Origin of the sequence: Kushneria aurantia DSM 21353, from assembly GCF_000382245.1 — a bacterium.
Lineage (GTDB): Bacteria > Pseudomonadota > Gammaproteobacteria > Pseudomonadales > Halomonadaceae > Kushneria > Kushneria aurantia.
Genome location: NZ_KB907870.1, coordinates 62,605 through 88,273, shown reverse-complemented (window position 1 = coordinate 88,273; position 25,669 = coordinate 62,605). Strand labels below are relative to the sequence as shown.

The following is a 25,669-nucleotide window of genomic DNA, read 5'->3' as shown; positions in this document are numbered from 1 at the left end:
CCCTTCGGGCCGCCTTCGGCGTTGTAAACCGCTCCCGGCGATTTGCAGCGTTATGGTGCCCCCCTGGATCGCTTCTGGCCTCAGCGTCGGCTCACGGTTATGTTTTACCTCTTGCCCTCAAGAAATGTGCGCTAATGCCGATGTTTGCTGAAGGGGAGGTAAGCGCTTTATGAGTAACTGCTATTTTATCAAGGGAGAGTGCCAGAACTGCGAGGGTGAGCTGCCGTTCGCCTTCAGCATGGCATTTCAACCCATCGTCGAGCTGGCCGAGCAGCGTATTGACGCTTACGAGGCGCTGGTGCGCGGCACCAGCGGCGAGTCGGCCTGGGCGATTCTGTCACAGGTCGATGAGGAGCTGCTTTACCGTTTCGATCAGGCTTGTCGCGTGCGCGCCATTGAAATGGCAAGCCAGCTGGGTATGACGTCTCGGCTGTCGATCAACTTTCTGCCCAACGCGGTCTACGAGCCCAGGGCCTGTATTCAGGCCACGCTCAAGGCCGCCAATCGGGTCAACTGGTCGCTGGATCGGCTGATTTTCGAGATCACCGAGGGAGAGAGTGTCACCGATCGCGACCACCTGCGTCATATCGTTGAAGAGTACCGCGAGATGGGCTTTGAGGTGGCGCTGGACGACTTCGGTACCGGCTATGCCAATCTCGACCTGCTGACGACGCTGACGCCACACCATCTCAAGCTTGACCGGGTACTGATTACCGATATCGACAGCGACGAGCGCCGTCAGCATCTGGTCGCCAGCACCGTGAAAATGGCCTATGCAATGAACCTGGGCGTGGTGGCCGAGGGTGTCGAGACGCTCGAAGAGGCGCGCTGGCTGTATGCCCATGGGGTGACACGTCATCAGGGTTACTTCTATGCCAAACCCGGTTTCGAGAGCCTGCCGGAGATCGATGATAGTGTGTACAAGGCGGTCACTGCACACTGACCGCCTTGAGTTGCCGCTTCCCTCAATAGCCGCGTTCAAGCAGCGGTTTCAGAAAGCGCCCGGTGTGTGAGTCAGACTGTGCACTGATCGCCTCCGGCGTGCCGGTGGCGATAATGCGGCCGCCGCCGGCGCCTCCTTCCGGTCCCAGGTCGATGATCCAGTCAGCGGTCTTGATAACATCCAGGTTGTGTTCGATCACCACCACTGAGTTGCCCTGATCCCTGAGCCGGTGCAGCACTGACAGCAGTTGGCGGATATCCTCGAAGTGCAGCCCGGTCGTCGGCTCGTCGAGAATATAGAGCGTCTTGCCGGTGTCGCGTTTGGCCAGCTCGCGGGCCAGCTTGATGCGCTGCGCTTCGCCGCCGGAGAGGGTCACGGCGCTCTGCCCCAGTTTGACGTAGGAGAGCCCCACGTCCATCAGGGTTTGCAGGCGACGTGCCAGCGCCGGTACGGGGGAGAAGAAGTCGACCGCCTCCTCGACCGTCATCTCCAGCACTTCGTGGATATTGTGCCCCTTGTAGAGCACCTCCAGCGTCTCGCGATTGTAGCGGCGCCCGCCGCACACGTCGCAGGGCACGTAGATATCCGGCAGGAAGTGCATCTCCACCTTGATCATGCCCTCGCCCTGGCACGCCTCGCAACGCCCGCCCTTGACGTTGAAGGAGAAGCGACCCGGCTTGTAGCCGCGCGAGCGCGCCTCCGGGGTACCGGCGAACAGTTCGCGTATGGGGGTGAAAATGCCCGTATAGGTGGCCGGATTGGAGCGCGGCGTGCGGCCGATCGGGCTTTGATCGATATCGATGATCTTGTCGAGATTGTCGAGCCCCTCGATGCTCTCGAAGGGCGACGGTGTCAGCGTGGTGGCGCCGTTGAGCTCGCGCGACGCTACCGGCATCAGGGTCGAATTGATCAGGGTTGACTTGCCGGAGCCGGAAACGCCGGTGACGCAGACAAACAGCCCCAGCGGCAGCATCAGGTCGACGTTGTCGAGGTTATTACCGCTGGCGCCGCTCAGGTGAACGGCGCGCTCGGGGTTGACCGGCAGACGATGGGGGATCTCGATGCGGCGACTGCCGACGAGATACTGGCCGGTCAAGGAGTCAGTGTTCTGCTCGATCTGCGCCGGCGTCCCCTGAGCAACGATCTTGCCGCCATGGACGCCGGCGCCGGGGCCGATATCGAGCACGTGATCGGCGGCGCGGATCGCCTCTTCGTCGTGCTCGACCACGATCACGGTGTTACCCAGGTCGCGCAGTCGGGTGAGGGTACGCAGCAGGCGGTCGTTGTCGCGCTGGTGCAGGCCGATGGAGGGCTCATCGAGAATGTACATGACGCCTACCAGACCGGCGCCGATCTGGCTGGCAAGACGGATGCGCTGCGCCTCGCCGCCGGAGAGGGTATCGGCGCTGCGCTCCAGGGTCAGGTAGTCGAGCCCCACGTTGACCAGAAACTCCAGCCGGCTGGTGATCTCGTTGAGAATGCGGGCGGCGATCTCGCCGCGCCGGCCCGGCAGCGCCATGTCGCTGAAGAAGCTGCGCGCGTCACCGATCGGCTTGCGGGTTACCTCCGAGATCGAGTGGTCGGCGACGAACACATGGCGCGACTCGCGACGCAGACGGCTGCCGTGGCAGGTGGGGCAGGGGCGCACCGACAGCAGGCGAGCCAGATCGTCGCGCACGCTGCCGGAGTCGGTCTCGCGGTAGCGGCGCTCCATGTTGGGCACCACCCCCTCGAAGGGGTGTTCGCGGGTGACCTTGCGGCCGCGGTCGTTGACCCAGTTGAAAGCGATCGACTCGCGACCGCTGCCGTGCAGCACCACGTCGCGGGCGCGCTGCGGCAGCTTGCGCCAGGCGGTTTCGAGATCGAAGTCGTAGTGGGCGGCGACTGCTTCCAACTGGTTGAAATAGAACACACTGCGCCGGTCCCAGCCACGAATTACCCCCTCAGCCAGCGACAGCTCCTGCTGGCGGATCAGCTTGTCGGGGTCGAAGAACTGATGCATGCCCAGACCGTCGCAGCTCGGGCAGGCGCCGGCCGGATTGTTGAAGGAGAACATGCGCGGTTCGAGCTCGGCGATGGCGTAGCCACAGATGGGGCAGGCAAAGCGTGAAGAGAAGATCAGGTCCTCGTGCTCGCCGTCCATGAAGTGCAGCACTGCGGCGCCGTCGGAGAGCCCCAGCGCAGTCTCGAAGGACTCCGCCAGACGCTGCTGAATGTCGGCTCTTGTCTTCAGGCGGTCGACCACCACGTTGATATCGTGCTTTTTGTTCTTGTCGAGCGTCGGCAGCTCGTCGAACTCGAAGGTGGTGCCGTCGATCTGCACCCGCACGAAGCCCTGGGCGCGCAGCTCGGTAAGTGTCTGCTGGTGCTCGCCCTTGCGCCCCTTGATGATGGGCGCCAGCAGCATCACCCGCGTGCCTTCCTCAAGGGCCAGCGTTTGATCGACCATCTGCGATACCGTTTGCGCCTCCAGATCAAGATCGTGCTCGGGACAGCGCGGTATGCCGGCGCGGGCGTAAAGCAGACGCAGGTAATCGTAGATTTCGGTGATGGTGCCGACGGTGGAACGCGGATTGTGCGAGGTCGACTTCTGCTCGATGGAGATCGCCGGTGACAGCCCTTCGATGTGATCGATATCGGGCTTTTCCATCATCGACAGAAACTGACGCGCGTAGGTAGAGAGCGACTCGACGTAGCGACGCTGCCCCTCGGCGTAGAGCGTATCGAAGGCGAGCGAGGACTTGCCCGAACCGGACAGGCCGGTGACCACGATCAGGCTGTCGCGGGGCAGTTCGACGTCAATATTTTTCAGGTTATGGGTACGTGCGCCACGTACCGAAATACGGTCCATACCTACCTCATCAGCGAAATCGAGCCAACACTATAGAAGGGGGGCGACAGGGGGCGCAAAAGCGGCGTTTTCCTTGTCGGGATAGCGTCGGTAGAATGAGGCGCCCGCCGTGCTGTGGCGGACGCGGGGGCGCAATGACAGCGCGGCCGGAGCGGCGCAAGAGCCAGTGCTGTCGCATTGCAGTGAATATCCATACAGTTATTATAGACGTTCGTGTCAAGCTGCTCGCTCTTCGTTTTACGGTTATTCAGCTCGCCACGCTCTCCATCGCCATCTCAACCGCCACTCAACAGGAGAACATCATGGCCCGCGGAGTCAACAAGGTCATTCTGATCGGCAACCTGGGGCAGGACCCGGATGTGCGCTTTCTGCCCTCCGGCAGTCCCGTCTGCAATCTGCGCCTGGCAACTACCGACAACTGGACCGACCGTCAGAGCGGTCAGCGCCAGGAGCGCACCGAGTGGCACAGCGTGGTGCTGTTCAACCGCCTGGCGGAAGTCGCTCAGCAGTACGTCAAGAAAGGCTCGCGCCTCTATATCGAGGGCCGCCTGCAAACCCGCAAGTGGCAGGGCCAGGACGGCCAGGATCGTTACTCCACCGAGATCGTCGCCAACGACATGCAGATGCTCGACAGCCGCGGTGGCCAGGGAGGTGACTTCGGTGGCAACCAGGGTGGCGGCCAGCAGGGTGGCGGCAACTACGGCGGCGGTCAGCAGGGTGGCGGCAACTACGGCGGTGGCCAGCAGGGCGGCGGCAACTACGGCGGCGGCCAGCAGGGCGGCGGTCAGGGCAATCGTGGCAATTATGGCGGTGGCCAGCAGGGCGGCAACCAGCAGGGTGGTCAGGGCGGCGCGCCCAATCCCGGCAGCTTTGACGATTTCGACGATGAAATTCCGTTCTAGTGAATGGTTTCATGGTGATCAGGCGCGCTCGCTGTCGAGTCTGTGGCGCGCCACATCACGTCGCTCTGTGCCCTGTTCGCGCGCCCCTGCGGGAAGGGCACTCAGAAGTTGAAAAACATCTGCGTCACCAGCGCCGCGGCGCCGCGACGCCATAGATCCTTTTCGCTGTCGATCTCGATGCGATGGGTATCGTAAAAGCAGTGCGCCTGCAGCTGCGCTTTTATGGGGGCTATCAGCTGGTCTCCCAGCGCGATTGCCTCGCCGCCGATAACCACATGATCGAGATCGATAACGGTGACGAAAGACGCCAGACATTGGCCTATGGCCAGCCCTGCCTGCTGCACGACATCCCCGGCTTGTAGCTCACCGCGATCAAGCGCCTTTTTCATCTCGGCCAGCCCCCCATAAGGATCGCCACCCTGCTGTTGCCACAGGGCAAGCATGCCGGGCAGTGCGTATCTCGCCTGTAAACAGTCACTGCGACCGCACTCGCAGCGCGGGCCATCCGCCTGCCAGAAGGTGTGACCGAGTTTGCCGGCGGCGCCCCTGTCGCCGCGATGCACCTGCCGGTTAAGGACCATATCGCAGCTGATCCCCTCGCCGATCGCCACGGCGGCAAAGGAGGCATGCGTCAATCCGGCCCCGAATAGCGTATGGGCGAGAGCGAAGGCGTGACTGTCGTCGTCGACCCGCACCGGGACTCCCAGCCGTTTTTCCAGCATCGGCGCGAAGGCCACCTCCTGCCAGCCAAGACGATAGCTGCGTCGACAGATGCCTTCGCGGCTGTCGATGACACCGGGAATTGCAACGCCAACGCCGACAAGCTGACGCGAAGTGTCCTGATAGTGGTTCAAAAGCCGGATAACCGCCGTTTCGCAGGTCGCGCAGACGGTTTCGGGGCTGTGGTCGGTCAGTGGTAATTCAAGGCGGCCGAGGGGCAGGGCAGCCATGTCGGTCAGCATGCATTCGATGCTGTCGGCCCTGAGTCTGATCCCCACAGCGGTGTGAGCGGTGTAGTTGAGCCTCAGCGGTGTCGGGCGACGGCCGCCGCGGCTGTCCAGCGCCTGCTCCTCGACCACCAGGCCTTCATCGAGAAGCGCCGAGATGATGGATGAAACCGTGGTCGGGCTGAGCCCTGTATGCTCCGCAATAGCGCTGCGGCTGAGTTTTTCGGATGATCGTAACGTATTGATGATGAAGCGTGTTTTGGCGTCCCGGTCACTTCTACGACCAATGATTGATTGTAGTTCCGTCACTTATTTTTTCCAATGGAAAAAGTTGGGGGGTAGCGAATAGAAAATGTAGCGAATAGAAAATAAAGACGTCGGCGGCATTCAGGTCAAATAACACTGCCCGCGTCATAACAGGAGGCCTGCATCATGGCGGAAGTCTGTCACTCCATAACCCGGCGTCGTCTGGTTCAGGCCCTTGGGAGCGGTCTGCTGCTATCAGGGCTCGGTGTACCGGCCCTTGCCGCTTCAAAAGAGTTGACCATTATAAGCGATCTGGATACACCACAGTATCTGGTCTTCCGCGAACTGGCGGAAACCTTCGGCCAGCAGAGCGGTATCAGTGTCACGGTCAACAACCTGGCCCATGAAGCGAACAAAACCGCAATCGGCAACTATCTGGTCGCCGATCCACCGGATATCTGCTTCTGGTTCTCCGGCCAGCGCATGCGTCAGTTCGTCAAGCTTGGCTTGTTCAGCGATATCTCGACGCTGGTCGAGCGCGAGAATTACGCCAGCGTGCTGGGGCCGCTGCTCGATGCGGTGACGGTCGATGGCCGCCAGTACGGCCTGCCGCTGGGCGGTCTGTTCTGGGGACTTTACTATCGTGCCGATATCTTCGCTCAGCATGGCCTGACGCCCCCCGAAACGTTCGATGATTTCTACCGTACCTGCAACAGTGCGAAGGCCGCCGGACTGATCCCGGTATCGATGGGTACCCGAGAGCAGTGGCCGGCCGCCGGCTGGTTCGATCACCTGGACCTGCGCATCAACGGTCTTGATCGCCATATGGCGCTGATGCGTGGCGAAATGGCCTATACCGATACGGCACTGGATGCGGTTTTCGAGCAGTGGGCGCAGATGATTCACGACGACCTCTTTCTGCACAACGGCACCTCCTACGGCTGGCAGCAGGCGGCCTCCTTTCTGGGCCAGGGCAAGGCCGCCATGATGGATCTGGGCAATTTCATCACCACCGCGCTGTCACCGGAGGCGGTAGAGCAACTGCGCCTGATTCGCTTCCCGATGTATGACAGCGCGATCGGTCCCTTCGAGGATTTCGCCACCAACTCGGTTCACATTCCGAAGCGCGCGCAGCATCCGGAGCTGGCAAGAGAGTTTCTGGCCTACTTTTATCAGCCCGAGGTGCTGTCGCGCTTTGTCGGCGCCTTGAGTGGTGTACCGCCGCGCAGCGATATGTCGGTGGGCGATGATCCGCTGGCGCGCACCGCGACGCAGTTGCTGCGCAATACCCAGGGTACCTCGCAGTACTTCGACCGCGATACGCCGCCGCAGATGGCCGAAGCCGGTCTGAAAGGCTTCCAGCAGTTCACCGTCTACCCCGACCGTGAAGCGGCCATTCGCCAGCAGCTCGAGCGCGTGCGCCAGCGCGCCTATGCCAGCTAAAGCAGGCGCGCCTGTCTCTTCGGCCGCAGAATCAGGAGTTGTCATGCATTCGCTTCTACACCGCCATCGCGGCTGGCTATGGCCGACGCTGTTTCTGGCACCCGGGGTCATCCTGTTCTGGGTCGTTATCGTGGCCTCTTCGGCAGAAAGTCTGCGCATCAGCTTTTTTCAGTGGGATGGCCTCGGTGACATGTCGTGGGTCGGCGTGGATAACTACATTGCCCTGTTTCATGACCCGCAGTTCTATACGTCGTTGAAAAACAACATTATCTGGCTGGTATTGTTCATGGCTGCGCCGCCACTGGGGCTGGCGATTGCACTGCTGGTCAACCAGCAACTGCGCGGCCTGCGGCTGGTCAAGACACTTTTCTTCATGCCGCTGGTGATGTCGCAGGTGGCGGTGGGCGTGGTCTTTACCTGGTTCTACGACCCTGCCAACGGTTTGCTGGCGCTTGTTTTCCGGGCTATGAACGCCACCGCTCCGGCACTGCTGTCGGATCCTCAGTGGGTGACGGTAGCCGTAGTGATCGCCGGGCTGTGGCCTCAGGTCTCCTTCTGCATGATTCTCTTCATGGCCGGGCTCAATAACCTCGACGACAGCCAGATCGAAGCGGCGCGCGTCGATGGCGCCAGAGGGTTTCGCATGTTGTATCACGTGGTGTTGCCGCAGCTCAGGCAGGTCAACTTCATCGCCATCGCGATCACCGTTATCGGCGCACTGCGCTCGTTCGACATGGTGTCGGTCATGACCGGCGGCGGGCCTTTCGGCTCCTCCAGCGTGCTCGCCTATCAAATGTATGAAGAGTCGATCCAGTCCTATCGTTTCGGCTACGGCGCGGCAATCGCGGCGGTACTTTTCGTGATCATGGCGCTTTTCATTGCCTGGTATCTCTACCGCATGCTGCGTATCGAAAGGGGAACGGCCTGATGTATCCACGACAGATCGGGGCCGGCGAGCCGGTCAAAAAAGCGCTCTATCTGACGGCCGTGACGGTGGTGCTGCTGCTGTGGCTGCTGCCTCTGCTGGCGGTATTGATGACATCGATCAGGCCGGGTAGTGACATCATGATGGGCAATTACTGGGGCTGGCCCTCATCCTTCGAGCTGGTGGAGAACTATCTCGGGGTGTTCACCCAGACCCCCATGGGCCACTACTTTTTCAACAGTCTGGTGATCACCATTCCTTCGGTGCTGGGCGTGCTATGCCTGTCGACATTGACCGGCTATGTGCTGTCACGCTATCGCTTCCGCGGCAACATCCTGCTGTTTGCGGTCTTTGTCGGCGGCAACTTTCTGCCCTTTCAAATCATGATGATCCCGGTTCGCAACCTGACCCTGGCGCTGGGTATCTACAACACCTATCTGGCCCTGATCGTCTTCCACGTCGCCTTCCAGACCGGTTTCGCCACGCTGTTCATGCGCAATTTTATCGCCGCACTGCCCGATGAGCTGTTCGAGGCGGCACGCGCGGAGGGCGCGTCACCGCTGCAGACGCTTATCCATGTCGTCGTGCCGCTGGTGCGTCCGGCGTTGGCGGCGCTGGCGATCCTGCTCTTCACCTTTATCTGGAACGACTACTTCTGGGCAGTGGTGCTGTCGCCCAGCGATAGCGTCAAGCCGGTCACGGCGGGGCTGGCCAATCTCATGGGACAGTATGCGGCGAGCTGGGACCTGGTCTCCGCAGCGACGATCGTCATCTCGCTGCCGCCCGTGGCGCTATTTTTCTTCATGCAGCGCCATTTTGTGCGCGGATTGACGATGGGCGCGGTCAAGGGCTGATCCGCGCGAGCGTCGAGACAGGCCACAGGTTGGCGATGGCAAAGAGCGACGGGATACCAACGATATGAATGATTTTGAACTGGACCGTATCGTTAAGCGCTACGGTCAGCGAACCACGCTGGACAAAATCAGCCTCGCCACGACGGAAAAGGAGTTCATCGTCGTGGTGGGTCCCTCCGGTTGTGGCAAGTCAACGCTTTTGAAGATCATCGCCGGACTGGAGCCAGCCGACGCCGGTCGGGTATTGATTGACGGGCGCGATGTCACGCGCCTCGAGCCGGGCGATCGCGACATTGCCATGGTGTTTCAGTCCTACGCGCTCTACCCGCACATGACGGTAGCCGAGAACATGGGCTTCGGTCTGCGCATGGCCGGCCGGCCGAAGGCGGAGATCCGTGAGGCGGTCGAAAACGCAGCCAGCATTCTGCAGATCAGCGACTATCTCGACATGCGGCCGAAGCAGCTCTCCGGCGGCCAGCGTCAGCGCGTGGCGATCGGGCGCGCTATCACGCGCTCGCCTTCGGTGTTTCTGTTCGATGAGCCGCTGTCGAATCTGGATGCCGCGCTGCGCACCCGGATGCGTATCGAGATCGGCATGCTCTACCGCCGACTTGACGCCACCATGATCTATGTCACCCACGATCAGGTCGAGGCGATGACCATGGCCACCCGTATCGTGCTGATGAATCAGGGGGGCATCGAGCAGATCGGCGTACCGTCCGAACTCTACGTCAACCCGGTCAACCGTTTCGTGGCCGGTTTCCTCGGCTCGCCGCGGATGAATTTCATGACGGCGCGAGTGGCCGACGTCGACGACGAGTCGTTCGGCGTCAGCCTGGAAGGGCTCGAGGGCGTCCGGGTGGCCAGGCGGCCCGAGGCGCGGCTGGTGACAGGTGATGAGATCACCCTGGGCCTGCGGCCGGAGGATATCCGCACCGACGGCGGGGGCGAGCACCGGCTGGCGGGGCAGGTCAGTCTGGTAGAGGAGCCTGGCCGCGAGAGCATCGCCTATATCGATGCCGGTGCGGTGCGTGCCAGCGAGTCGGAAGACGGCCTTGGCCATCTGACAGTACAGGCCGATCGTCGCACGCCGATGCGGCGTGACGACAGCGTCACTCTCGGCTTCGACAGCGACGCTCTGTACGTCTTCGACGCCGCCGGCAATACGATGACGCCGAGGCGCCCCCTTGATACCCCGTCCGCCCCGAATAAGGCCGAATCATGAAAAACACCGCGAATATGCCGCTGTCGGCATGGCGGCCGATCGCCACCGATACCTTCCTTTACGGCGTGCCGCACTACCCCGAGCATGTCGATGAAAGCTACTGGGCGCGCGATGCGCAGCGCATGGTGCAGTGCGGCTTCAATGTCGTGCGGCTGGGGGAGTTCGCCTGGCACCTGTTCGAACCGGTCGAGGGCGTTTATGACTTCGATCTCTTCGATCGTGCCATCGAGATACTGGCGGCGCACGGCCTCGGTATTATCATGTGCACGCCGACGGCCACGCCGCCGCGCTGGTTGACCGAGAAGTATCCACAGGTGCTGCGGGTCGACAGTGACGGACGTCGCATGCATCACGGCTCGCGCCAGCACGCCGACACCACGCATCCGCTGTTTCGCGCCTTCTCACGTCTCATCACCGAGGCGATGGCCACCCACTTCCGCGATAATCCACACGTTATCGGCTGGCAGACCGACAATGAGCTCAACACCAGCATGCCGACCTGCTGGTCGGAAGCGGCCGAATCCGGATTTCGGTCCTTCTGCGAAAGAAAGTACACCACCATCGAGGCGCTCAACGCGGCCTGGGGCGGCAACTTCTGGGCCACCGCCTATCGCAGCTTCGACCAGATCGTGCTGCCGCATTCGGGCGCTCCGGCGCCCTGTGGCCCCGGCCACGTGCAGGATTATCATCGCTTTCTGGCCTACGCCACGATGCAGTTTCAGCGCGATCAGGTCGATATCCTGCGGCGCGTCAATGACGACTGGTTTGTGTTTCACAATATAGGGCTGATCGCCGATGTCGATTTTCGCAACGGCTTTGCCGACGATCTCGACTTCCTCGGCTATGACGTCTACCCCCTGCTGCACGAGGAGAAGTGGCGCATCGGCGGGCCCGCCTATCAGCAGGCCAATTTTCTGGACCGCTGTCGCGGTTTCGCCGGCAATTTCATCGTCCCCGAGCAGCAGTCGGGACTGGGCAGTCAGCCGATGTTTTCTACCCTGGTGCCGGAGCCGGGCGAAATGCGGCGTATGGCGCTGTCGTCGATCGCCCGCGGTGCTGACGGGCTGATGTTTTTCCGCTGGCGGCCTGCCCACTTCGGCGCCGAGATCTACTGGATGGGGCTGCTCGATCACGACGATATTCCACGGCGGCGCTTCGATGAGGCGTGTCAGGTGGGGCGCGATATCGCCGCCATCAGGGAACCGCTGATGGGCACCCGGGTGCGCATCGATGTGGGGATCGCCGCGGCTGATTTCGACAATGAAATTGCCCACACCACCTACCCGCTCGGTCTTCCCTCGCCGCAGGACGATGCCACACTGCTGCACCGGATCTGCTTCGAGCGTGGCGTCGCGACCGGTTTCGTGCACCCCGAGGATGAACTGGCGCGACTGAAGGTATTCTACGTACCGCACTGGCTGATCTGGAAAGCGGGCTGGAGCGAGGCGATCCGGCGCTTTGCCGAGGCCGGCGGCACGGTCATCATCGGCGCGCGCAGCGGTACGCGCGACGTCCACAACCATGTGATTCGCCAGCCGGCACCGGGGCCGGAACTGAGCGAATTGACCGGCGTGACGATAGAGGAATTCGGGCGCCTGGCGGCTCCCGACCAGGACGCGCTCACGTCGCGGGATATGCCGCCGGCGGGACATTTCGTGCCCACCGAGCGACCCACCGAATCCTCGCGCCGGCGCTATCGCTTCAATTTCATGGGGCGTGAACTGACCGCCGGCCACTGCTACGAGATCGTCGAACCGGCGGCCGATACCGAGGTGCTGGCGCGCTGGTCCAACCGCTTTCTGGCCGGTCGTGCGGTGATTACGCGACGCCGCCTGGGGCGCGGTCAACTGCTCTATCTGGGCACCTACCTCAGCGATGAACTGGCACCGGTGCTGCTCGACTGGCTGGTGGAGAACGCCGCAGTGGCGCCGTTGATTGACGATCTTCCGGCCGGCATCGACGTCACAATGCGCGAGGCCGACGATCGTCGTCTGCTGTTTGTGATGAACACCGAGCACCGCGAGTACCGTCTTGACACCCTGCCGCAGGGCACGGACCTGCTTTCCGGGAACCGGGTTGACGGGACGCTGACGCTGGCAGGCTACGACTGCGCGGTCATTCGGCTCGAGTAGTTGCCATGTCGTGCCCGGTCTGACCGATGCTTCACGCTGATGTGCTGTCAGCCGGGCAGCGACTGCGCCAGCCGGCTCTGCAGCAGTTTGAGTACCGCGCGCTCCTCCGGGGCGCTGAGCGCCTCATCCTCCAGCGCTTCCTCGATCTGTTCGAGGAAGTGGCGTAACAGATGTCCCGCCATGTAGCACTCGATCACACGTGGGTCGATGTAGCTGGCGCGGGCGATGCTCGGAGTATTGCCCAGGGTGGTGGCAACGCGCTCCACTGCGCTTTTGATGTGCTTTTGAATGGTCCTTTCGCAGTCGCCGGCGCCCAGCTCGTCGAGTGCCAGGGCGGCGATCGAGGTGCCCGCCCAGGTGCGAAAATCCTTGGCGCTGAAGCGCTCACCCATGACCTCGTGGATGTAGTCGTTGAGGTCGTCGCTGTTGACGCGCACCTTGTGACCGTCGTCGTCGTAATACTTGAAGATTTCGTAGCCGGGGATGTCATCAAGCTCGGCGACCACGGTTGCCAGTCGCTCATCCTCGACCATCTTGTGCTGTTGCTGGCCACTTTTGCCGCGGTAGTCGAAGATCAGTTCGTCACCCTCGATGGTCAGATGGCGCGAACGCATGGTGGTCAGCCCGAAGGAGTCGTTCTGTTCGCGGTAGCTGTCGCTGCCGGGACGAAAATAGGCCGTATCCAGCAGCCGTACCATACAGGCGAGCACCTTCTCGCGGGGCATGCCTTCGCGCGCCAGATGCTGGCCGGTAACGCGGCGCATGGTGGAGAGGCGAGCGGCGAAATCGACGATACGGTCGAATTTCTGCTGCTCGCGGCGCTCGCGCCAGTCACGGTTGTAGATGTACTGTTTGCGCCCGGCGCTGTCGCGCCCTGTGGCGTGAATGCGTGCCTGCGGATCGAGGGTGATCTCGACCTCGCGCCACGCCGGCGGAATCGCCAGGCCACGAATCCATTCTCGCCAGTGGCGATCCTTCAGCGTTTGGCCCTGTTCGTCACGGTAGGTGAACCCTCTGCCGCAGGGATGTCGAGTCACGCAGCGGGTGTCGGAGATGGCATCGGGCATGGAAAAACTCTGTCGGCCTGTCGAACGTTACTGCAAGCATAGTCGAGTCGCTCGCGCGCGAGCGAAGCTGGAGGCGATGCACGGCCGAGCGATTTTGGGTAAAGTGGGCCACCTGCCGCGTTATCGTCCGCCAGGCGAGGCGTTAACGCCTGTTGGTTCTGTCCTCTGTCGGGCTTTCCCCGCATGAAACTACTACTGCTGGATGCCGGCCACTGCCTCGGTCGTGCACTGATCGATGAAGTGGCGCCGCGCCAGGATATCGAGCTGGTGGTCGAGAGCGCGCTGCGCTCGAGCCCCGATCAACTGCGCGAGGCGGCCCCCGATGCGGTTATCTGCCCGCCGCTGTGTGCGCCTGGCGGTGTCGACTACGCCGAGCTGGCGGCCTATGCCGGCGCTATCGAGGACAATCTCGAGGCGTGTCGTGCCTGTTCACTGCCACTGGTGTGGTTTGTCAGCGACCAGATTTTCGAGGATGGCGCCGAAACGCCGATCGAAGAGAGCGTGCTCCCCGCGCCGCGCGACGAGGGTCTCAAACGTCTGCTGGCGGTGGGAGAGCGTATCCGCACGCGGCTCGATGCCTGGTTTATCATCCGTACCGGCCCGCTGATGGCACTGGAGGGGCGCGATGGCTGGCTGAGCGATATCCTCGATGAGCTGGCCGGAGGTGGTACCCTGCGTGCCGCGGAGGACGAGATCATCTGCCCCACTCCCGCCAGCGCCGTGGCGCGTGCCACCCTGGGCATGCTGGCACAGCAGCTGAGTGGGGCCAGTGGCTGGGGTGCCTACCATATTGCCGGCGTCGAGCCGGTCAGCCTGTACACCTTTCATAGTGTGGTGCAGCAGCAGTTCGAGCTCTATCTCACTCGCCGCGAGGCGGATCTGCAGACAGGGCGTATTCAGCCGCTGCGTCATCATCACGACCAGCCGCTGCGGCGTGTGCTCAACTGCCGCCGGGTGCTGGAGACCTTCGGTGTCCATCAAAAGCCCTGGCGACTGGCGCTGGACGGGTTGCTCGAGCAGTGGTGTCGGCGCCGTTTCGGTGAGGAGGGCAGCGCATGAAGCTGCTGCGCAGTCTGCTGTTCTATGCGGGCTATCTGCTGGCGATCACGGTGGGTGCCTTCACCCTGCTGCCGCTGGCGCTGGTGCTGCCGCTCGGCGGACGCTTTCGTGTGCTCAATCTCTACAATCGCTTTATCGTTGCCTGGTTCGGTCTATGCTGCGGCGTGCGCTATCGTATCGAAGGGCGTGACAATATCCCGGACGGGGCAGTGGTCATGCTCGCCAATCATCAGAGCGAGTGGGAAACCCTGTTTCTGCAAACGCTGAAGATGCCGCTTTGCACCGTGCTCAAGCAGGAGCTGCTGCGCATTCCGGTGTTCGGCTGGGGGCTGCGACTGCTCAAGCCCATTCCGCTGGACCGCTCGAAGCCTTCGAAGGCGCTGCGCCAGGTGCTTTCCGAGGGCGCCGAACGGCTGTCACAAGGGCTGTCGGTGCTGCTTTTCCCGGAGGGAACACGTGTGCCGCCGGGCCAGCGCCGGCGCTTCAACAAGAGTGGCGTTCATATCGCCTGTCGTGCCGGTGTGCCGGTGCTGCCGATCGCGCACAACGCCGGCGAGCACTGGCCCGGCCACGGTGTTATCAAACATCCCGGTCAGATCCGGGTAGTGATCGGCGCCCCGATCGCCACCGCAGAGCGCTCGCCGGAGGCGGTGACCCGGGACGTCGAGCAGTGGATCGAGACCCAGCTTGCGCGCATCTCCGAGGTGCCGCGCCCGGTCGAGGCAGCAAGTCCCGGCACGGCCTGAAGTACAGGCGTATGCGGCACAAAGAGGCGGGGCGCCAGTACAATGGCGCCCCGCCTCTTTGGTGATGCCGCTGCGGCCCTGGTCAGTCACTCATGCGCTGAAAGATCAGGCAGGCGTTGGTGCCACCGAAGCCGAAGCTGTTGGAGAGCACGCGCTCGAGGCGCACGCCGTCGCGGCGCGCGATCACCACATCGAGGTCGGCGGCTTCCGGATCGAGCTCCTCGACGTTGGCGGAGGCGCAGATGAAGTCGTTTTTCATCATCAAAAGCGAATAGATCGCCTCCTGGGCCCCGGTCGCGCCCAGCGAGTGGCCGGTCAGCGACTTGGTGGAGGAGAGCGGCGGCACGCTGTCGCCGAAGATGCTGCGCAGGGCTCTCAGTTCCGATATATCGCCCACGGGCGTAGAGGTGCCGTGGGTGTTGATATAGTCGATCGGCTGCTCGACGGTGGCGAGCGCCTGCTGCATGCAGCGTGCGCCGCCCTCGCCGGAGGGGGCGACCATATCGTGACCGTCGGAATTGGCCCCGTAGCCGACCACCTCGGCGTAGATTTTCGCGCCGCGGGCGCGGGCGTGTTCCAGCTCCTCGAGCACCAGCATGGCGCCGCCACCGGCGATCACGAAGCCGTCGCGAGCGGTGTCATAAGCGCGCGACGCCTTTTCGGGGCGGTCGTTGTAACCGGTGGAGAGCGCGCCCATGGCGTCGAACAGGCAGGAGAGTGTCCAGTGCTCTTCTTCGCCGCCGCCGGCGAAGACGATATCCTGCTTGCCGAGCTGGATCTGTTCGACGGCGCTGCCGATGCAGTGTGCCGAGGTGGCACAGGCCGAGGAGATCGAGTAGTTGACCCCCTTGATGGCGAAAGGCGTCGCCAGGCAGGCCGATACCGTGCTGCCCATGGTGCGTGTTACGCGGTAGGGGCCAACGCGGCGCAGCCCCTTTTCGCGCAGCACGTCGGCGGCTTCGACCTGGTTGGCCGAGGAGGCGCCGCCGGAGCCGGCGATCAGGCCGGTGCGCAGATTGGAGACCTGATTCGGCTCGAGACCGGCGTCTTCGATCGCCTGCTGCATGGAGACGTGGGCATAGGCGGCCGCATCGCCCATGAAACGGCGCTGCTTGCGATCGATAAGGGCATCGAGATCGATATCCACGACGCCGGCAACGTGGCTGCGCATGCCGCGTTCGACGTACTCGTCGCGAAAGCGGATACCGGAGCGGCCCTCCTTCAGCGACTGCAGAACCTGGTGCTGATCGTTGCCCAGGCAGGAGACGATGCCCAGGCCGGTGACTACCACTCGTCGCATGGGTGCCTCCCCATCAAAAATTGGCAGTGGAGGTGAAAAGGCCAACGCGCAGGTCGTTGGCTTCATAGATATCGCGGCCGTCGACGGACAGCACGCCGTCGGCGATGCCGAGGATCAGGCGTCGGGTGATCACACGCTTGATATGAATGTGATAGGTGACGCGTTCGGCATCCGGCAGAATCTGGCCGGAAAACTTCACCTCGCCGCAGCCCAGTGCGCGACCGCGCCCCGGATTGCCCAGCCAGCCGAGATGAAAGCCGACCAGCTGCCACATGGCGTCGAGGCCCAGACAGCCCGGCATGACCGGATCGCCGGGAAAGTGGCACTGAAAGAACCACAGATCGGGATGAATATCCAGTTCGGCGATCAGCTCGCCCTTGCCGTGCTTGCCGCCTTCGACCTGGATATTGGTGATGCGGTCCAGCATCAGCATATTGGGTGCGGGTAACTGCGCGTTGCCGGGGCCGAAGAGCGCCCCCTGACTGCACTTGAGCAGCTCGTCGCGATTGAAGGAGTGTTGCGTGGTCACTGACATGTTCCGGAAAACGGGAGAAACAGGAGCTCCTCTCTACAACAGTCTCGCTAAAGGCAGGAACTCCGCTCGGAGCGCGCCCAGTTTACTGATAGCGCCCCGGAAATGCACGTCGGCCGGCCCGACCGGATACGCAGCGCTCGGTTCGCTGTTCAGTCTCGTTTAACCGAGAGACTTGAACGCCTCCAGGGCGCGCTGGCGGGCGGCGCGATGGTCGACCATCGGCTGCGGATAGTCGAGCCGCCTGCGCGACTCGGCGTCGGGATCATGTCGGCTGCTGCTTTCAAGCTTTTCGAAGCCGGGCAGATAGCGGGCGATAAAGGTCCCTTCGGGGTCGAAGCGTTGGGACTGGGTGGTGGGGTTGAAGATACGAAAATAGGGCGAGGCGTCGGTCCCGGTAGAGGCCGCCCACTGCCAGCCGCCGTTGTTGGCGCCCAGCTCGCCGTCCACCAGCTGCTCCAGAAAGAACGCTTCGCCGCGACGCCAGTCGATCAGCAGATGTTTGCTCAGAAACATGGCGGTGACCATCCGCAGCCGGTTGTGCATCCAGCCGGTCGCGGTGAGCTGGCGCATGGCGGCATCCACCAGCGGGTAGCCGGTTTCTCCGCGACACCAGCGATTGAAATCGTCATCGCTGTCACGCCACGCCATCGCCCGCGTCTGTTCCTGAAAGGGCTCATGGCGATTGACGCGGGGAAAGCCGACCAGCACGTGCTGATAGAATTCGCGCCATACCAGCTCGCTGATCCAGCCTGTCAGGTTGGCGTCGCCGTCGCCGAGCCGCTCGCCGTTGCGCGACGCGGCGGCGTTGACGCACTGTCGCCACGAGATCATGCCCAGCGCCAGCCAGGCAGAAAGGCCGCTGGTACTGTCGCAGGCGGGAAAATTGCGCTCTTCGTCGTAGCGAGCGGCGCGTTTTTGCAGAAACTGTGCCAGCCGCTGCTGTGCGGCCTCTTCCCCGGCCGGCCAATCGTTGGCGTCGATAGTCACCTTGCGGCGGGTGAACTGCGGCACGTGATCGCGGGTTACCTCGGCAGGTGCCTGCTGACGTTTCGGCGCACTCAGTTGATTGAGCCGCGCGGCGTCGATATTTTTCAGCCAGCTTTTATAGAAGGGCGTAAAGACGCTGTAGTAGTTGCCGCTGCCGGTAAGCAGCTCGCCCGGTGCGAAGGCGATCTGATCGGTGTAGCGGTGCACCTCATGCCCGGCATCGTGGAAGCGCTTGGCCACTGCGCTGTCGCGACGGCATTCGTTGAGGCCGTACTCATCGTTGAAGTGCAGCGCCCGGCAGTCCAGCTGCTCGGCCAGTTCGAGCAGTTTGTCGGGCAGGGCATCGAAGTCGTCGGCGCTGATGATCTTCAGCGGCATTGCCAGGGCGTCGAGCTTTTCCGAAAGCGCCACCACGCCGCGCTGCCAGAAGTCGAGCTTGTTGGGGCCGTGGCCGTGTGCCTGCCACTGGCGCGGCGTGCAGGTCGCGACTGCAATCACCGGACCGCGCTCCGCGGCGTGATAAAGCGCGGTGTTGTCCTCGCTGCGCAGGTCGGTGCGAAACCAGACCAGCTGACGTTGTTGCGTCACCGGAGCTTCCTTTTAAATCAGCGACCCGCCGGAAGGCGGGTCGTGGGATGGCAGTCACTATCGAATTGATATGCCGGCGGGAATGGCAGCGCCTCTCAGACACTGCGTGCCGTCGTCAGCCTGAGCTGTGCCACGGCTCGCGCCGGATCGCTGTCCAGCGCCTCCGGCAGGCCGGATTCGTCGCTGGAGAGCTGACGAATGATCGACCCCCCCATGTGGATGGCAATCGATGTCGATTCGCCGGCGGCGGAGAACTGCTGGCGAAGCGCGTCCAGATCGGCGCCGGCAGCGCCGGACAGCACGATGCAGTTGGCCTTTTTGCACTCGGCGGCTTCGATCAGCTCATCAAGCGGCACGGGGCCGTCGAGCAGCGTCAGATAGAAGCCGGCGCTGCTGACCGTAAAGGCCAGCAGAAGCTGCCAGAGCGCGCTGCACCCGCCGGGGAGGTAGCTCATGACGATCACCGGCTCTCGGTTTTCATGGTTGCCGTGGTAAAGGCGCAGCCCCAGCCGGGTACGCAGAAATGACTCCAGAAAACAGCGCTGCGCGGTGGGCGACGGCTGCGTCGACCACTGCTGCTCCAGCGCCTCGACGACCGGCTGCCACAGTCTGGCAATGGCCGTGTTGACCGGATAGAGCCCCATGCTGCGGGTAAAGAGGTTTTCCAGACGGTCGGTATTGAACTCGCCGACGGCACGGATAGCCTCATTGCGCTGCGCTTGCCAATCATGATCAGGAGCGCTGGTCGCGCCCTCGGGGTGAGCCGTTTGCTCGGCCGCATCGGAAGCCGCTTGCGACGTCGACTGGTCGAGCAGCTCACCGACCTGACTGACGGGGACACCGCGATTGAGCCACTGCAGGATGCGCTCGACCCGTTCGATATCTTCACGCGCGTAAAGTCGATGGCCCTTGGGCGTACGACGCGGCTGAATCAGGCCGTAGCGGCGCTCCCAGGCACGCAGCGTGACGGAATTGACGCCGGTCAGGCGGGAGACCTCCCGGATCGGGTAGAGGGGGCCGCCGACGGCGGTAGTCGTAGTTGCCACTTTCTCGGACATAAGAAACGAGAGCCTCCTTCGCGTTTCCTGCTGACAGAAATCTGTCGGCCGTTGAGCAGCGACAGGATGCGAAAATGAGCCATTTGACCTGCAAACGGAATGCATTGGCCTTCTGGCCGGTAACTTCAATCTTCTTGAAAATTAGTGTAGCAGTCTTTCTACAGTAGTTGTACACCCTGTTTTGATCCGTGCCCTCATCAGTGGCCCTGGCTTGCGCCACGCTGATTCTCCTCGACGATGGAGACCACCACGTCGGCAAAGGCAGGATGCTGGCCGACCGGGTCGAGCAGCGTCAGCTCGAGCCCCCGATGTTCGCCGCGCAGCGCCTCCAACTGCCCCGGAACGTCTTCGCGCAGGTGGCGCCCGGCGGCAAAGAAAAGCGGCAGAATGTCGATGCTGGTGTGGCCGCCGGCATGGAGCTCGCCGACCACGCTCTCCACCAGCGGTTCGCAGAGTTCCATATAGGCCAGCCGAACGGGCGTTGTCAGGCGCGCCTGCAGGCGCTGTTCGAGCACTTCGAACGGTGCCTGCCAGCGCGGGTCGGTGGAGCCGTGGGCCAGTACGATCAGTGCGTTTGCCATGTCCTTGATTCCGTCAGTGTGATCGGTCGGCGATGTGCTCGAGCAGGTGGCGTGCCGCTCGCCTGCCCGACAGCCAGGCGGCTTCGACGCGACCGTCGAGGCACCAGTCACCGCAAAATGTCAGTTGCTGTTCGGCGAAGTGGTGATAACCCGCCTCGCTTTGATGGGCGCAGTACGGCTGGGCGTAGCGCCAGCGGTGAGCGCCGCACGCCTTTACATTGGGCAGCGTGCCGGCCAGGCCGTCGGCAAGGGCCGCCGTCATGGCGGTGGCGATATCGTCGCGCTCGCGCTCGAGGTTGATTGCCGACCAGTCGGCACGCGCCAGCAGCGATAGCCGCTCGCCGCTGTCATGGTCCGGGGCGGCACCGTTACGACCCTGGTTGCGCGCCACCCAGCGCAGCACCGGCGATGCGTCGAGCGTCAGGCCCTGCCAAAAGCGGTCATCAAGCGGCGCTTCAAGATGCAGCCAGGTGCTCCAGCACGGCGTCATGGCGGTGCATCTCGCTGGCAGCGCAGCGGCCGGCAGATGGGCCGCCACCAACGCTTGCGCCTGTGGTCCGGGCACGGCCAGCACCAGCTGGTCGAAACCCTGATAGCGCTCCCCCTGTCGCGACAGCAGTGTCCAGCATTCGTCATCGCGAACCAGCGATTCGATCTGCTGGCCGCTGCTGATCGCCAGCCCCTGCGCCAGATAGCGCGGCAGGGCGTCCATCGAGGGGGCGCCGCAGTAGCGAGGGTGGTGCGGTTTGCGCTGCTGCCAGCCGCTGTCATCGAGGCGCGCCATACACTGCGGCCAGGCGGTGACGGCGCCATCGCGCTGTGCCGCGTCAATCAGGGTGGCGAAGTCGTCGTCGCGTACGCTGAAGTACTGCGCGCCGAGATCGAAGGCGCCATGGTCGGTGGTTTTTGTCGACATACGACCGCCCGGGCGACTCCCCTTGTCAAAAAGATGGACGCGCATGCCACCGTCTTCGAGTTCGCGAGCGGCGGCGAGACCGGCAATGCCGGCGCCTATCACGGCAATATTGTGCAAAATCTCTACCCCGCTCTCAATTATCGCTTTTCAGATCGTGTCAGGTTGGCGCAGGCGGCCCTGTGGTGCCAGCCGCTCTGGTATATGACTGTTGTACATCGAATGTACAACAGCGGGCCCGGGTGACTATGCTGAAGAGATGCGGATAAAGGGCGCGGGACAGCGCGCCTGCCGGGAAAGCGGCCGTCGCGGTTGGATCAGGTCATGGGCCGACGGCGATGCCGTCGCTGCTGTACTCAGGAGGCAGGATATGCAGATTTTGATTACCGGGGCGACCGGCTTTGTGGGCCGGGCGCTGTGTCAGCACCTGCATGGCCAGGGGCATCAGCTGCTGGTGGTATCGCGCAAGCCCGACGACGCTCAGGCGAGCATCGGCGTGCCGGTCACGGCCGCGCGAAGCGCCGTCGATTTCGCCGACCGCCAGGTCGATGGCGTGGTCAATCTGGCCGGCGAGCCGATTTTCAATCGCCGCTGGAGCGACAGCCAGAAAGAGCGGCTGATGCAGTCGCGCATCGAGGCCACACGAGACATCGGCCAGCTCTGCAGTCGGATGGCGACGCCGCCTGCGGTCATGGTGTCGGCCTCGGCGATGGGTTGGTACGGCGATCATGGCAGCCATGAGGTGACCGAGCAGACGCCGCCGGCGGACACCCGCAAATTCGACCACCGCCTGTGTCAGCGCTGGGAGGAGGAAGCCCTTGCGCTTGCCGGTGAGCCCATGCGGGTGGCCTGCATCCGTATCGGTCTGGTGCTGGATCGCGACGGCGGTATGCTGAAGCCGATGCTGCCGATGTTCCGGCTCGGTCTTGGTGGTCGGGTTGGCGATGGTCGGCAGTATATGCCCTGGATTCACCGTCATGACCTGGTGCGCATCATCGATTTTCTGCTCCAGCGCGAGGGGGCCGACGGCATATGGAATGCTGGTGCCCCCAATCCCGTCACCAACGCCGAGTTCACCCGCACGGTGGCCGGTGCCCTCAATCGTCCGGCGTTTTTTGTCATGCCCGCGGCGGTGCTCAGGCCGGTGCTGGGCGAGATGTCCGAGCTGCTGCTGGGCGGGGCGCGGATGAAGCCGGCGCGGCTTGAAGAGGCCGGTTTCACTTTCGACTATCCGCACCTTGAACAGGCCATGGCGGCGATTGTCGAGGGTCGCGGCGACAGGGCGCTCTGAATCCTCCCTGAACGCTACTATCGCCTTGCCTGGCGATAGACCCTTGTTTCAACCTGCTCACGGCGCTCGGGAATATCGATCATGGGGGCGTTTTGAAACGCCCCGCTGGCGCTACTGCGGATCGACGGTGACGATCACCCGCACCGCATCGAGCTGCAGGCGGGTATCGCCGATCGCCGCCGTCAGCCGCTCGCGCTCCTCCGCCAGCGCTTCGATTTCGGCCCGGCGCACGTCGGGATTGCGCGTCGCCAGCGCCTCGAGGCGAGCGATCTCGTCATCGAGCTGACCGCGCATCGCCGCCTGCGCTGCGTCGATCAGTGATGGCAGGGCCCTGTCGGCCTCCTGTTCGGACTGATCGAACAGAGCGCGCAGCAGTTCGAGGCGTTCGCGTATCAGATTGCGCGCGACCCCTTTTTTGACGTGACGCAGGTTTTTGGCCAGCCCGCCGAAGGAGACCCGATCGGTAAGCACCTGGCCGGATTCGTCGAGCAGCACCCGCACCGTGGCCGGCGGGAAGAAGCGGTTAACGTGCAGCGCCCGTGGGGCGGGGGTGCGGGTACGGAACATGGCTTCCAGCATCACCCGTCCACCCGGAATCGAGGGGTGGGCCAGCAGCGCCAGGGCGGTGTTGCCCATGCTGCCGCCGGTGGTGCGGGAGAGCATTTCGCGCACCAGCGGGTGCTCCCAGGAGAGCCGTTGCAGGTCGTCGCGGGCCAGTGCCAGCGAGCGCGAACGAGTGGCGCTGAAGCCCTCCTCGCCGCGAATCAGCCCGGGCATGCCGTCGAGCATGTGCGAGCCGGGGGCGAGATAGCGCACCTGCTCGCCGCTATCCTGCGACTCGATGCCGAACACCTCCAGTGCCTGGTCCAGCCAGCGCTCCAGCGCCGGATCGTCGTCGAGCGAGCGCACCGCCTCGATCAGCTCGGCGGCGCGCGCTTCATCGACGCTGCCGTGTGCCAACAGCCGATCACGTCCCGCCTCGCGCTGTCGGCCGAGTTCTTCGCACTGCTGCCGTGAGGCGTCGATCACCGCTTTCAATGACGTCTCGTCGAGCAGTGCTTCGAAAAGCGCATCCCCATGCGTCTCGAACACGGCACTGGCGCTGCCGACCGGGGCGCTGAAAGCGTCCAGCGCCTCCCGGTACCAGCGCGCCAGCGAAGCGCCGGCGCTGCCGCTCATCAGCGGCAGGTGAATCTCGACGTCGTGGGGCTGGCCGATGCGGTCGAGCCGGCCGATACGCTGTTCGAGCAGATCGGGGTGGGGCGGCAGGTCGAACAGGATCAGGTGATGGCAGAACTGGAAGTTGCGCCCCTCGGAGCCGATCTCCGAGCAGATCAGCAACGGGCTGCCCTCTTCGTCGTCGGCGAAGGCCGCCGCCGCCCGGTCACGTTCGATCAGCGCCATGCCCTCGTGAAAGACCGGCACATGCAGCCCGGTCAGTACCTGTAGACCGGCGGCGAGCTCACGGGCGGTTTCGCTGTAGTGGCAGATCAGCAGCGCCTGCTCGCCCGGGTGCGACTTGAGCCACTGACGCAGCCACGCCACGCGAGGATCGAAGCGCCACCAGCGTTCGGTTTCATCTTCGCGCAGCGCCTCGAAGGTGGCCTCGGGATAGAACAGCAGCTCCGGGAAATCGAGCCCGGATTCGAGCAGCAGGCCGTTGAGCAGCGTGTCGTCCCGGGCGATGCGCTGTTCGACCCGGCGGTACTGCGCGGGGTTATCCAGTTCGGCAATGTGCAGCCGGCGCGCCGGAAAACCGCTGACGTGGCGGCGGCTGTTGCGAAACATCACTCGCCCCACGCCATAGCGATCCAGCAGCAGCCGACGCAGGCTTTCGCGCGCCGCGCTGTCATGAGCATCATCATCGAGGCGTGCCAGCAGCGACTGCGCTTCGCCATCCTGGGTGACGATAGCGGCGATGCGCGTTCGTGCCGCCGGCTCGGGCAGTGCGTTGATCGCCTCGACGGCCTCGGCCAGCGCCACCTGGCCCTGCTGCTCGGCGCGAAATACCTCGAGATCGTGATAGCGCTGCGGGTCGAGCAGCCGCAGGCGGGCAAAGTGGCTGGTGTCGCCGGTCTGTTCCGGGGTGGCGCTGAGCAGCAGCACGCTGTCGGTACGGGCGGCCAGTGTTGCGACGCAGCGATAGCCGGCATCGCCGCCACTTTCCGGTGACCACGCCAGGTGCTGCGCCTCGTCGACGATCAGTAGGTCCCAGTCAGTGGCGCAGGCCTGAGCGCTGCGCGTCTCGTCGGCGAACAGCCACTGCTGGCTGGCCAGTACCAACTGGGCGGCCTCGAAGGGAGCGTCGCCGTGCTCGCGGCTCTGCGCTTCGTCAAGCAGCGTCACCTCGATGGCGAAGCGGCGCAAAAGCTCCACCAGCCACTGGTGGGTGAGGCTGTCGGGTACCAGTATCAGCGCCCGGCTGACGCGACCGGCGAGCAGCAGGCGGTGGAGAATCAGTCCCGCCTCGATGGTCTTGCCCAGCCCCACCTCGTCGGCCAGCAGCACCCGCGGCAGCCGGCGCGAGGCGACCTCGTCGGCGATCTGAAGCTGGTGGGGAATCAGGTCGATGCGCGGCCCGCTCAGGCCGAAGGCGGGGTGGCGTTCGACCCGTGCCAGATGTTGCAGGCTGCGATAGCGCAGATTGAAGGCGTCATTGCGATCGATCTGGCCGGTGAGCAGGCGGTCGCGCGCCTGGTGGAACTGCATGTGGTCGCTGATACGCGCTTCGGGCAGCTCGCGAGAGCCGTTGTCATCCTCGCCGAGGTAGGTGAGTCGCCCCTGCTCTTCGCGCACTTCGTTGACCCGCAACAGCATGCCGTCGTCGGTTTCGATGCGGTCGCCGCGACCGAAGATCACACGGGTCAGCGGCGCGTCGCGCAGGCTGTAGGTTCGGGTGTCGTCGCTGGCGGGAAAGAGGACAGTGACGCTGCGCGCATCGCTTTGCAGGATGGTGCCGAGTCCCAGTTCGATTTCACCGTCGCTGATATAGCGCTGACCGGGGGTAAAGTTGCTCATGATGCCTCGGAGTTGCTGCCCGGTTGGGCGTTTCGTGCGGGCCGGGAGGGCGGCTGCA

The 25,669-nt window shown here is 63.6% G+C and carries 21 protein-coding genes; 11 read left to right on the top strand and 10 right to left on the bottom strand.

Going from position 1 to position 25,669, the window contains the following annotated elements; translation table 11 throughout:
* Positions 1 to 169: 169 nt before the first annotated feature.
* A complete protein-coding gene (locus tag H146_RS0108390) occupies positions 170 to 943 on the top strand; it encodes an EAL domain-containing protein (RefSeq protein ID WP_019951434.1) in 774 nt (257 codons plus the stop codon).
* A gap of 22 nt (positions 944 to 965) precedes the next feature.
* On the opposite strand, the gene uvrA is transcribed toward H146_RS0108390, so the two are convergent.
* Positions 966 to 3,794, bottom strand: a complete 2,829-nt coding sequence (gene uvrA / locus H146_RS0108385; protein ID WP_019951433.1) for an excinuclease ABC subunit UvrA — start codon at positions 3,792 to 3,794, stop codon at positions 966 to 968.
* Positions 3,795 to 4,096: 302 nt separating this feature from the next.
* Here uvrA and ssb point away from each other — a divergent pair, with 302 nt between their 5' ends.
* Positions 4,097 to 4,696: a single-stranded DNA-binding protein gene (ssb, locus tag H146_RS0108380; protein ID WP_019951432.1), complete on the top strand. Its 600-nt coding sequence runs from the start codon at positions 4,097 to 4,099 to the stop codon at positions 4,694 to 4,696.
* A 101-nt stretch (positions 4,697 to 4,797) separates the two neighbouring features.
* Here the strand turns inward: ssb and H146_RS0108375 are convergent, their stop codons facing one another.
* Complete coding sequence (locus H146_RS0108375; RefSeq protein WP_051090992.1) at positions 4,798 to 5,952, bottom strand: ROK family transcriptional regulator; 1,155 nt, start codon at positions 5,950 to 5,952, stop codon at positions 4,798 to 4,800.
* 123 nt (positions 5,953 to 6,075) lie between these two features.
* Between H146_RS0108375 and H146_RS0108370 the strand changes: the two genes are divergently transcribed.
* The 5 genes from H146_RS0108370 to H146_RS0108350 all read left to right on the top strand — a co-directional run bounded on the left by H146_RS0108370 (position 6,076) and on the right by H146_RS0108350 (position 12,468).
* The gene (locus H146_RS0108370; protein ID WP_019951430.1) at positions 6,076 to 7,332 is read left to right on the top strand and encodes an ABC transporter substrate-binding protein; all 1,257 of its coding nucleotides are present in this window, start codon (positions 6,076 to 6,078) and stop codon (positions 7,330 to 7,332) included.
* A 43-nt stretch (positions 7,333 to 7,375) separates the two neighbouring features.
* The gene (locus tag H146_RS0108365) at positions 7,376 to 8,260 is read left to right on the top strand and encodes a carbohydrate ABC transporter permease (RefSeq protein ID WP_019951429.1); all 885 of its coding nucleotides are present in this window, start codon (positions 7,376 to 7,378) and stop codon (positions 8,258 to 8,260) included.
* Entirely contained in the window at positions 8,260 to 9,111 is an 852-nt protein-coding gene (locus H146_RS0108360) for a carbohydrate ABC transporter permease (RefSeq protein ID WP_019951428.1), read from the top strand. The genes H146_RS0108365 and H146_RS0108360 overlap by 1 nt, the downstream gene beginning before the upstream one ends.
* Before the next feature lie 64 nt (positions 9,112 to 9,175).
* Positions 9,176 to 10,336 (top strand): ABC transporter ATP-binding protein, encoded by a 1,161-nt coding sequence (locus H146_RS0108355; protein ID WP_019951427.1) that lies wholly within the window; start codon positions 9,176 to 9,178, stop codon positions 10,334 to 10,336.
* Positions 10,333 to 12,468, top strand: coding sequence for a beta-galactosidase (locus H146_RS0108350; protein WP_019951426.1), 2,136 nt, complete (start codon positions 10,333 to 10,335; stop codon positions 12,466 to 12,468). The genes H146_RS0108355 and H146_RS0108350 overlap by 4 nt, the downstream gene beginning before the upstream one ends.
* Before the next feature lie 47 nt (positions 12,469 to 12,515).
* On the opposite strand, the gene H146_RS0108345 is transcribed toward H146_RS0108350, so the two are convergent.
* Positions 12,516 to 13,535, bottom strand: a complete 1,020-nt coding sequence (locus H146_RS0108345; RefSeq protein WP_019951425.1) for a DNA topoisomerase IB — start codon at positions 13,533 to 13,535, stop codon at positions 12,516 to 12,518.
* 183 nt (positions 13,536 to 13,718) lie between these two features.
* On the opposite strand from H146_RS0108345, the gene H146_RS0108340 reads away from it, so the two are divergent.
* The gene (locus H146_RS0108340; protein WP_019951424.1) at positions 13,719 to 14,594 is read left to right on the top strand and encodes a sugar nucleotide-binding protein; all 876 of its coding nucleotides are present in this window, start codon (positions 13,719 to 13,721) and stop codon (positions 14,592 to 14,594) included.
* On the top strand, positions 14,591 to 15,340 hold the full coding sequence (locus H146_RS0108335) for a lysophospholipid acyltransferase family protein (RefSeq protein ID WP_019951423.1): 750 nt from the start codon (positions 14,591 to 14,593) through the stop codon (positions 15,338 to 15,340). Before H146_RS0108340 ends, H146_RS0108335 begins: the two co-directional genes overlap by 4 nt.
* 82 nt (positions 15,341 to 15,422) lie before the next feature.
* Here H146_RS0108335 and fabB read toward each other — a convergent pair whose 3' ends face one another.
* The 6 genes from fabB to H146_RS0108305 all read right to left on the bottom strand — a co-directional run bounded on the left by fabB (position 15,423) and on the right by H146_RS0108305 (position 21,392).
* Complete coding sequence (fabB, locus tag H146_RS0108330) at positions 15,423 to 16,640, bottom strand: beta-ketoacyl-ACP synthase I (RefSeq protein ID WP_019951422.1); 1,218 nt, start codon at positions 16,638 to 16,640, stop codon at positions 15,423 to 15,425.
* Positions 16,641 to 16,653: 13 nt separating this feature from the next.
* Positions 16,654 to 17,169 carry a 3-hydroxyacyl-[acyl-carrier-protein] dehydratase FabA gene (fabA, locus tag H146_RS0108325; protein ID WP_026351849.1) on the bottom strand — a complete coding sequence of 172 codons (516 nt, stop codon included), beginning with the start codon at positions 17,167 to 17,169 and terminating at the stop codon, positions 16,654 to 16,656.
* A gap of 165 nt (positions 17,170 to 17,334) precedes the next feature.
* Positions 17,335 to 18,750, bottom strand: coding sequence for a deoxyribodipyrimidine photo-lyase (gene phrB / locus H146_RS0108320; RefSeq protein ID WP_019951420.1), 1,416 nt, complete (start codon positions 18,748 to 18,750; stop codon positions 17,335 to 17,337).
* Positions 18,751 to 18,845: 95 nt separating this feature from the next.
* Positions 18,846 to 19,808 carry a MerR family transcriptional regulator gene (locus tag H146_RS0108315; protein WP_019951419.1) on the bottom strand — a complete coding sequence of 321 codons (963 nt, stop codon included), beginning with the start codon at positions 19,806 to 19,808 and terminating at the stop codon, positions 18,846 to 18,848.
* A gap of 197 nt (positions 19,809 to 20,005) precedes the next feature.
* Positions 20,006 to 20,389 carry a sirohydrochlorin chelatase gene (locus H146_RS0108310; protein WP_019951418.1) on the bottom strand — a complete coding sequence of 128 codons (384 nt, stop codon included), beginning with the start codon at positions 20,387 to 20,389 and terminating at the stop codon, positions 20,006 to 20,008.
* A 13-nt stretch (positions 20,390 to 20,402) separates the two neighbouring features.
* Positions 20,403 to 21,392 carry an NAD(P)/FAD-dependent oxidoreductase gene (locus H146_RS0108305; RefSeq protein ID WP_245558708.1) on the bottom strand — a complete coding sequence of 330 codons (990 nt, stop codon included), beginning with the start codon at positions 21,390 to 21,392 and terminating at the stop codon, positions 20,403 to 20,405.
* Here H146_RS0108305 and H146_RS21725 point away from each other — a divergent pair.
* Together H146_RS21725 and H146_RS0108295 are read left to right on the top strand one after the other, a co-directional pair.
* The gene (locus H146_RS21725; protein ID WP_169433467.1) at positions 21,282 to 21,548 is read left to right on the top strand and encodes a hypothetical protein; all 267 of its coding nucleotides are present in this window, start codon (positions 21,282 to 21,284) and stop codon (positions 21,546 to 21,548) included. The genes H146_RS0108305 and H146_RS21725 overlap by 111 nt on opposite strands.
* A gap of 124 nt (positions 21,549 to 21,672) precedes the next feature.
* Positions 21,673 to 22,593, top strand: coding sequence for a TIGR01777 family oxidoreductase (locus H146_RS0108295; RefSeq protein WP_019951415.1), 921 nt, complete (start codon positions 21,673 to 21,675; stop codon positions 22,591 to 22,593).
* Between the two features lie 111 nt (positions 22,594 to 22,704).
* On the opposite strand, the gene rapA is transcribed toward H146_RS0108295, so the two are convergent.
* Positions 22,705 to 25,611 carry an RNA polymerase-associated protein RapA gene (rapA, locus tag H146_RS0108290; RefSeq protein ID WP_019951414.1) on the bottom strand — a complete coding sequence of 969 codons (2,907 nt, stop codon included), beginning with the start codon at positions 25,609 to 25,611 and terminating at the stop codon, positions 22,705 to 22,707.
* Between the last annotated feature and the right edge of the window lie 58 nt (positions 25,612 to 25,669).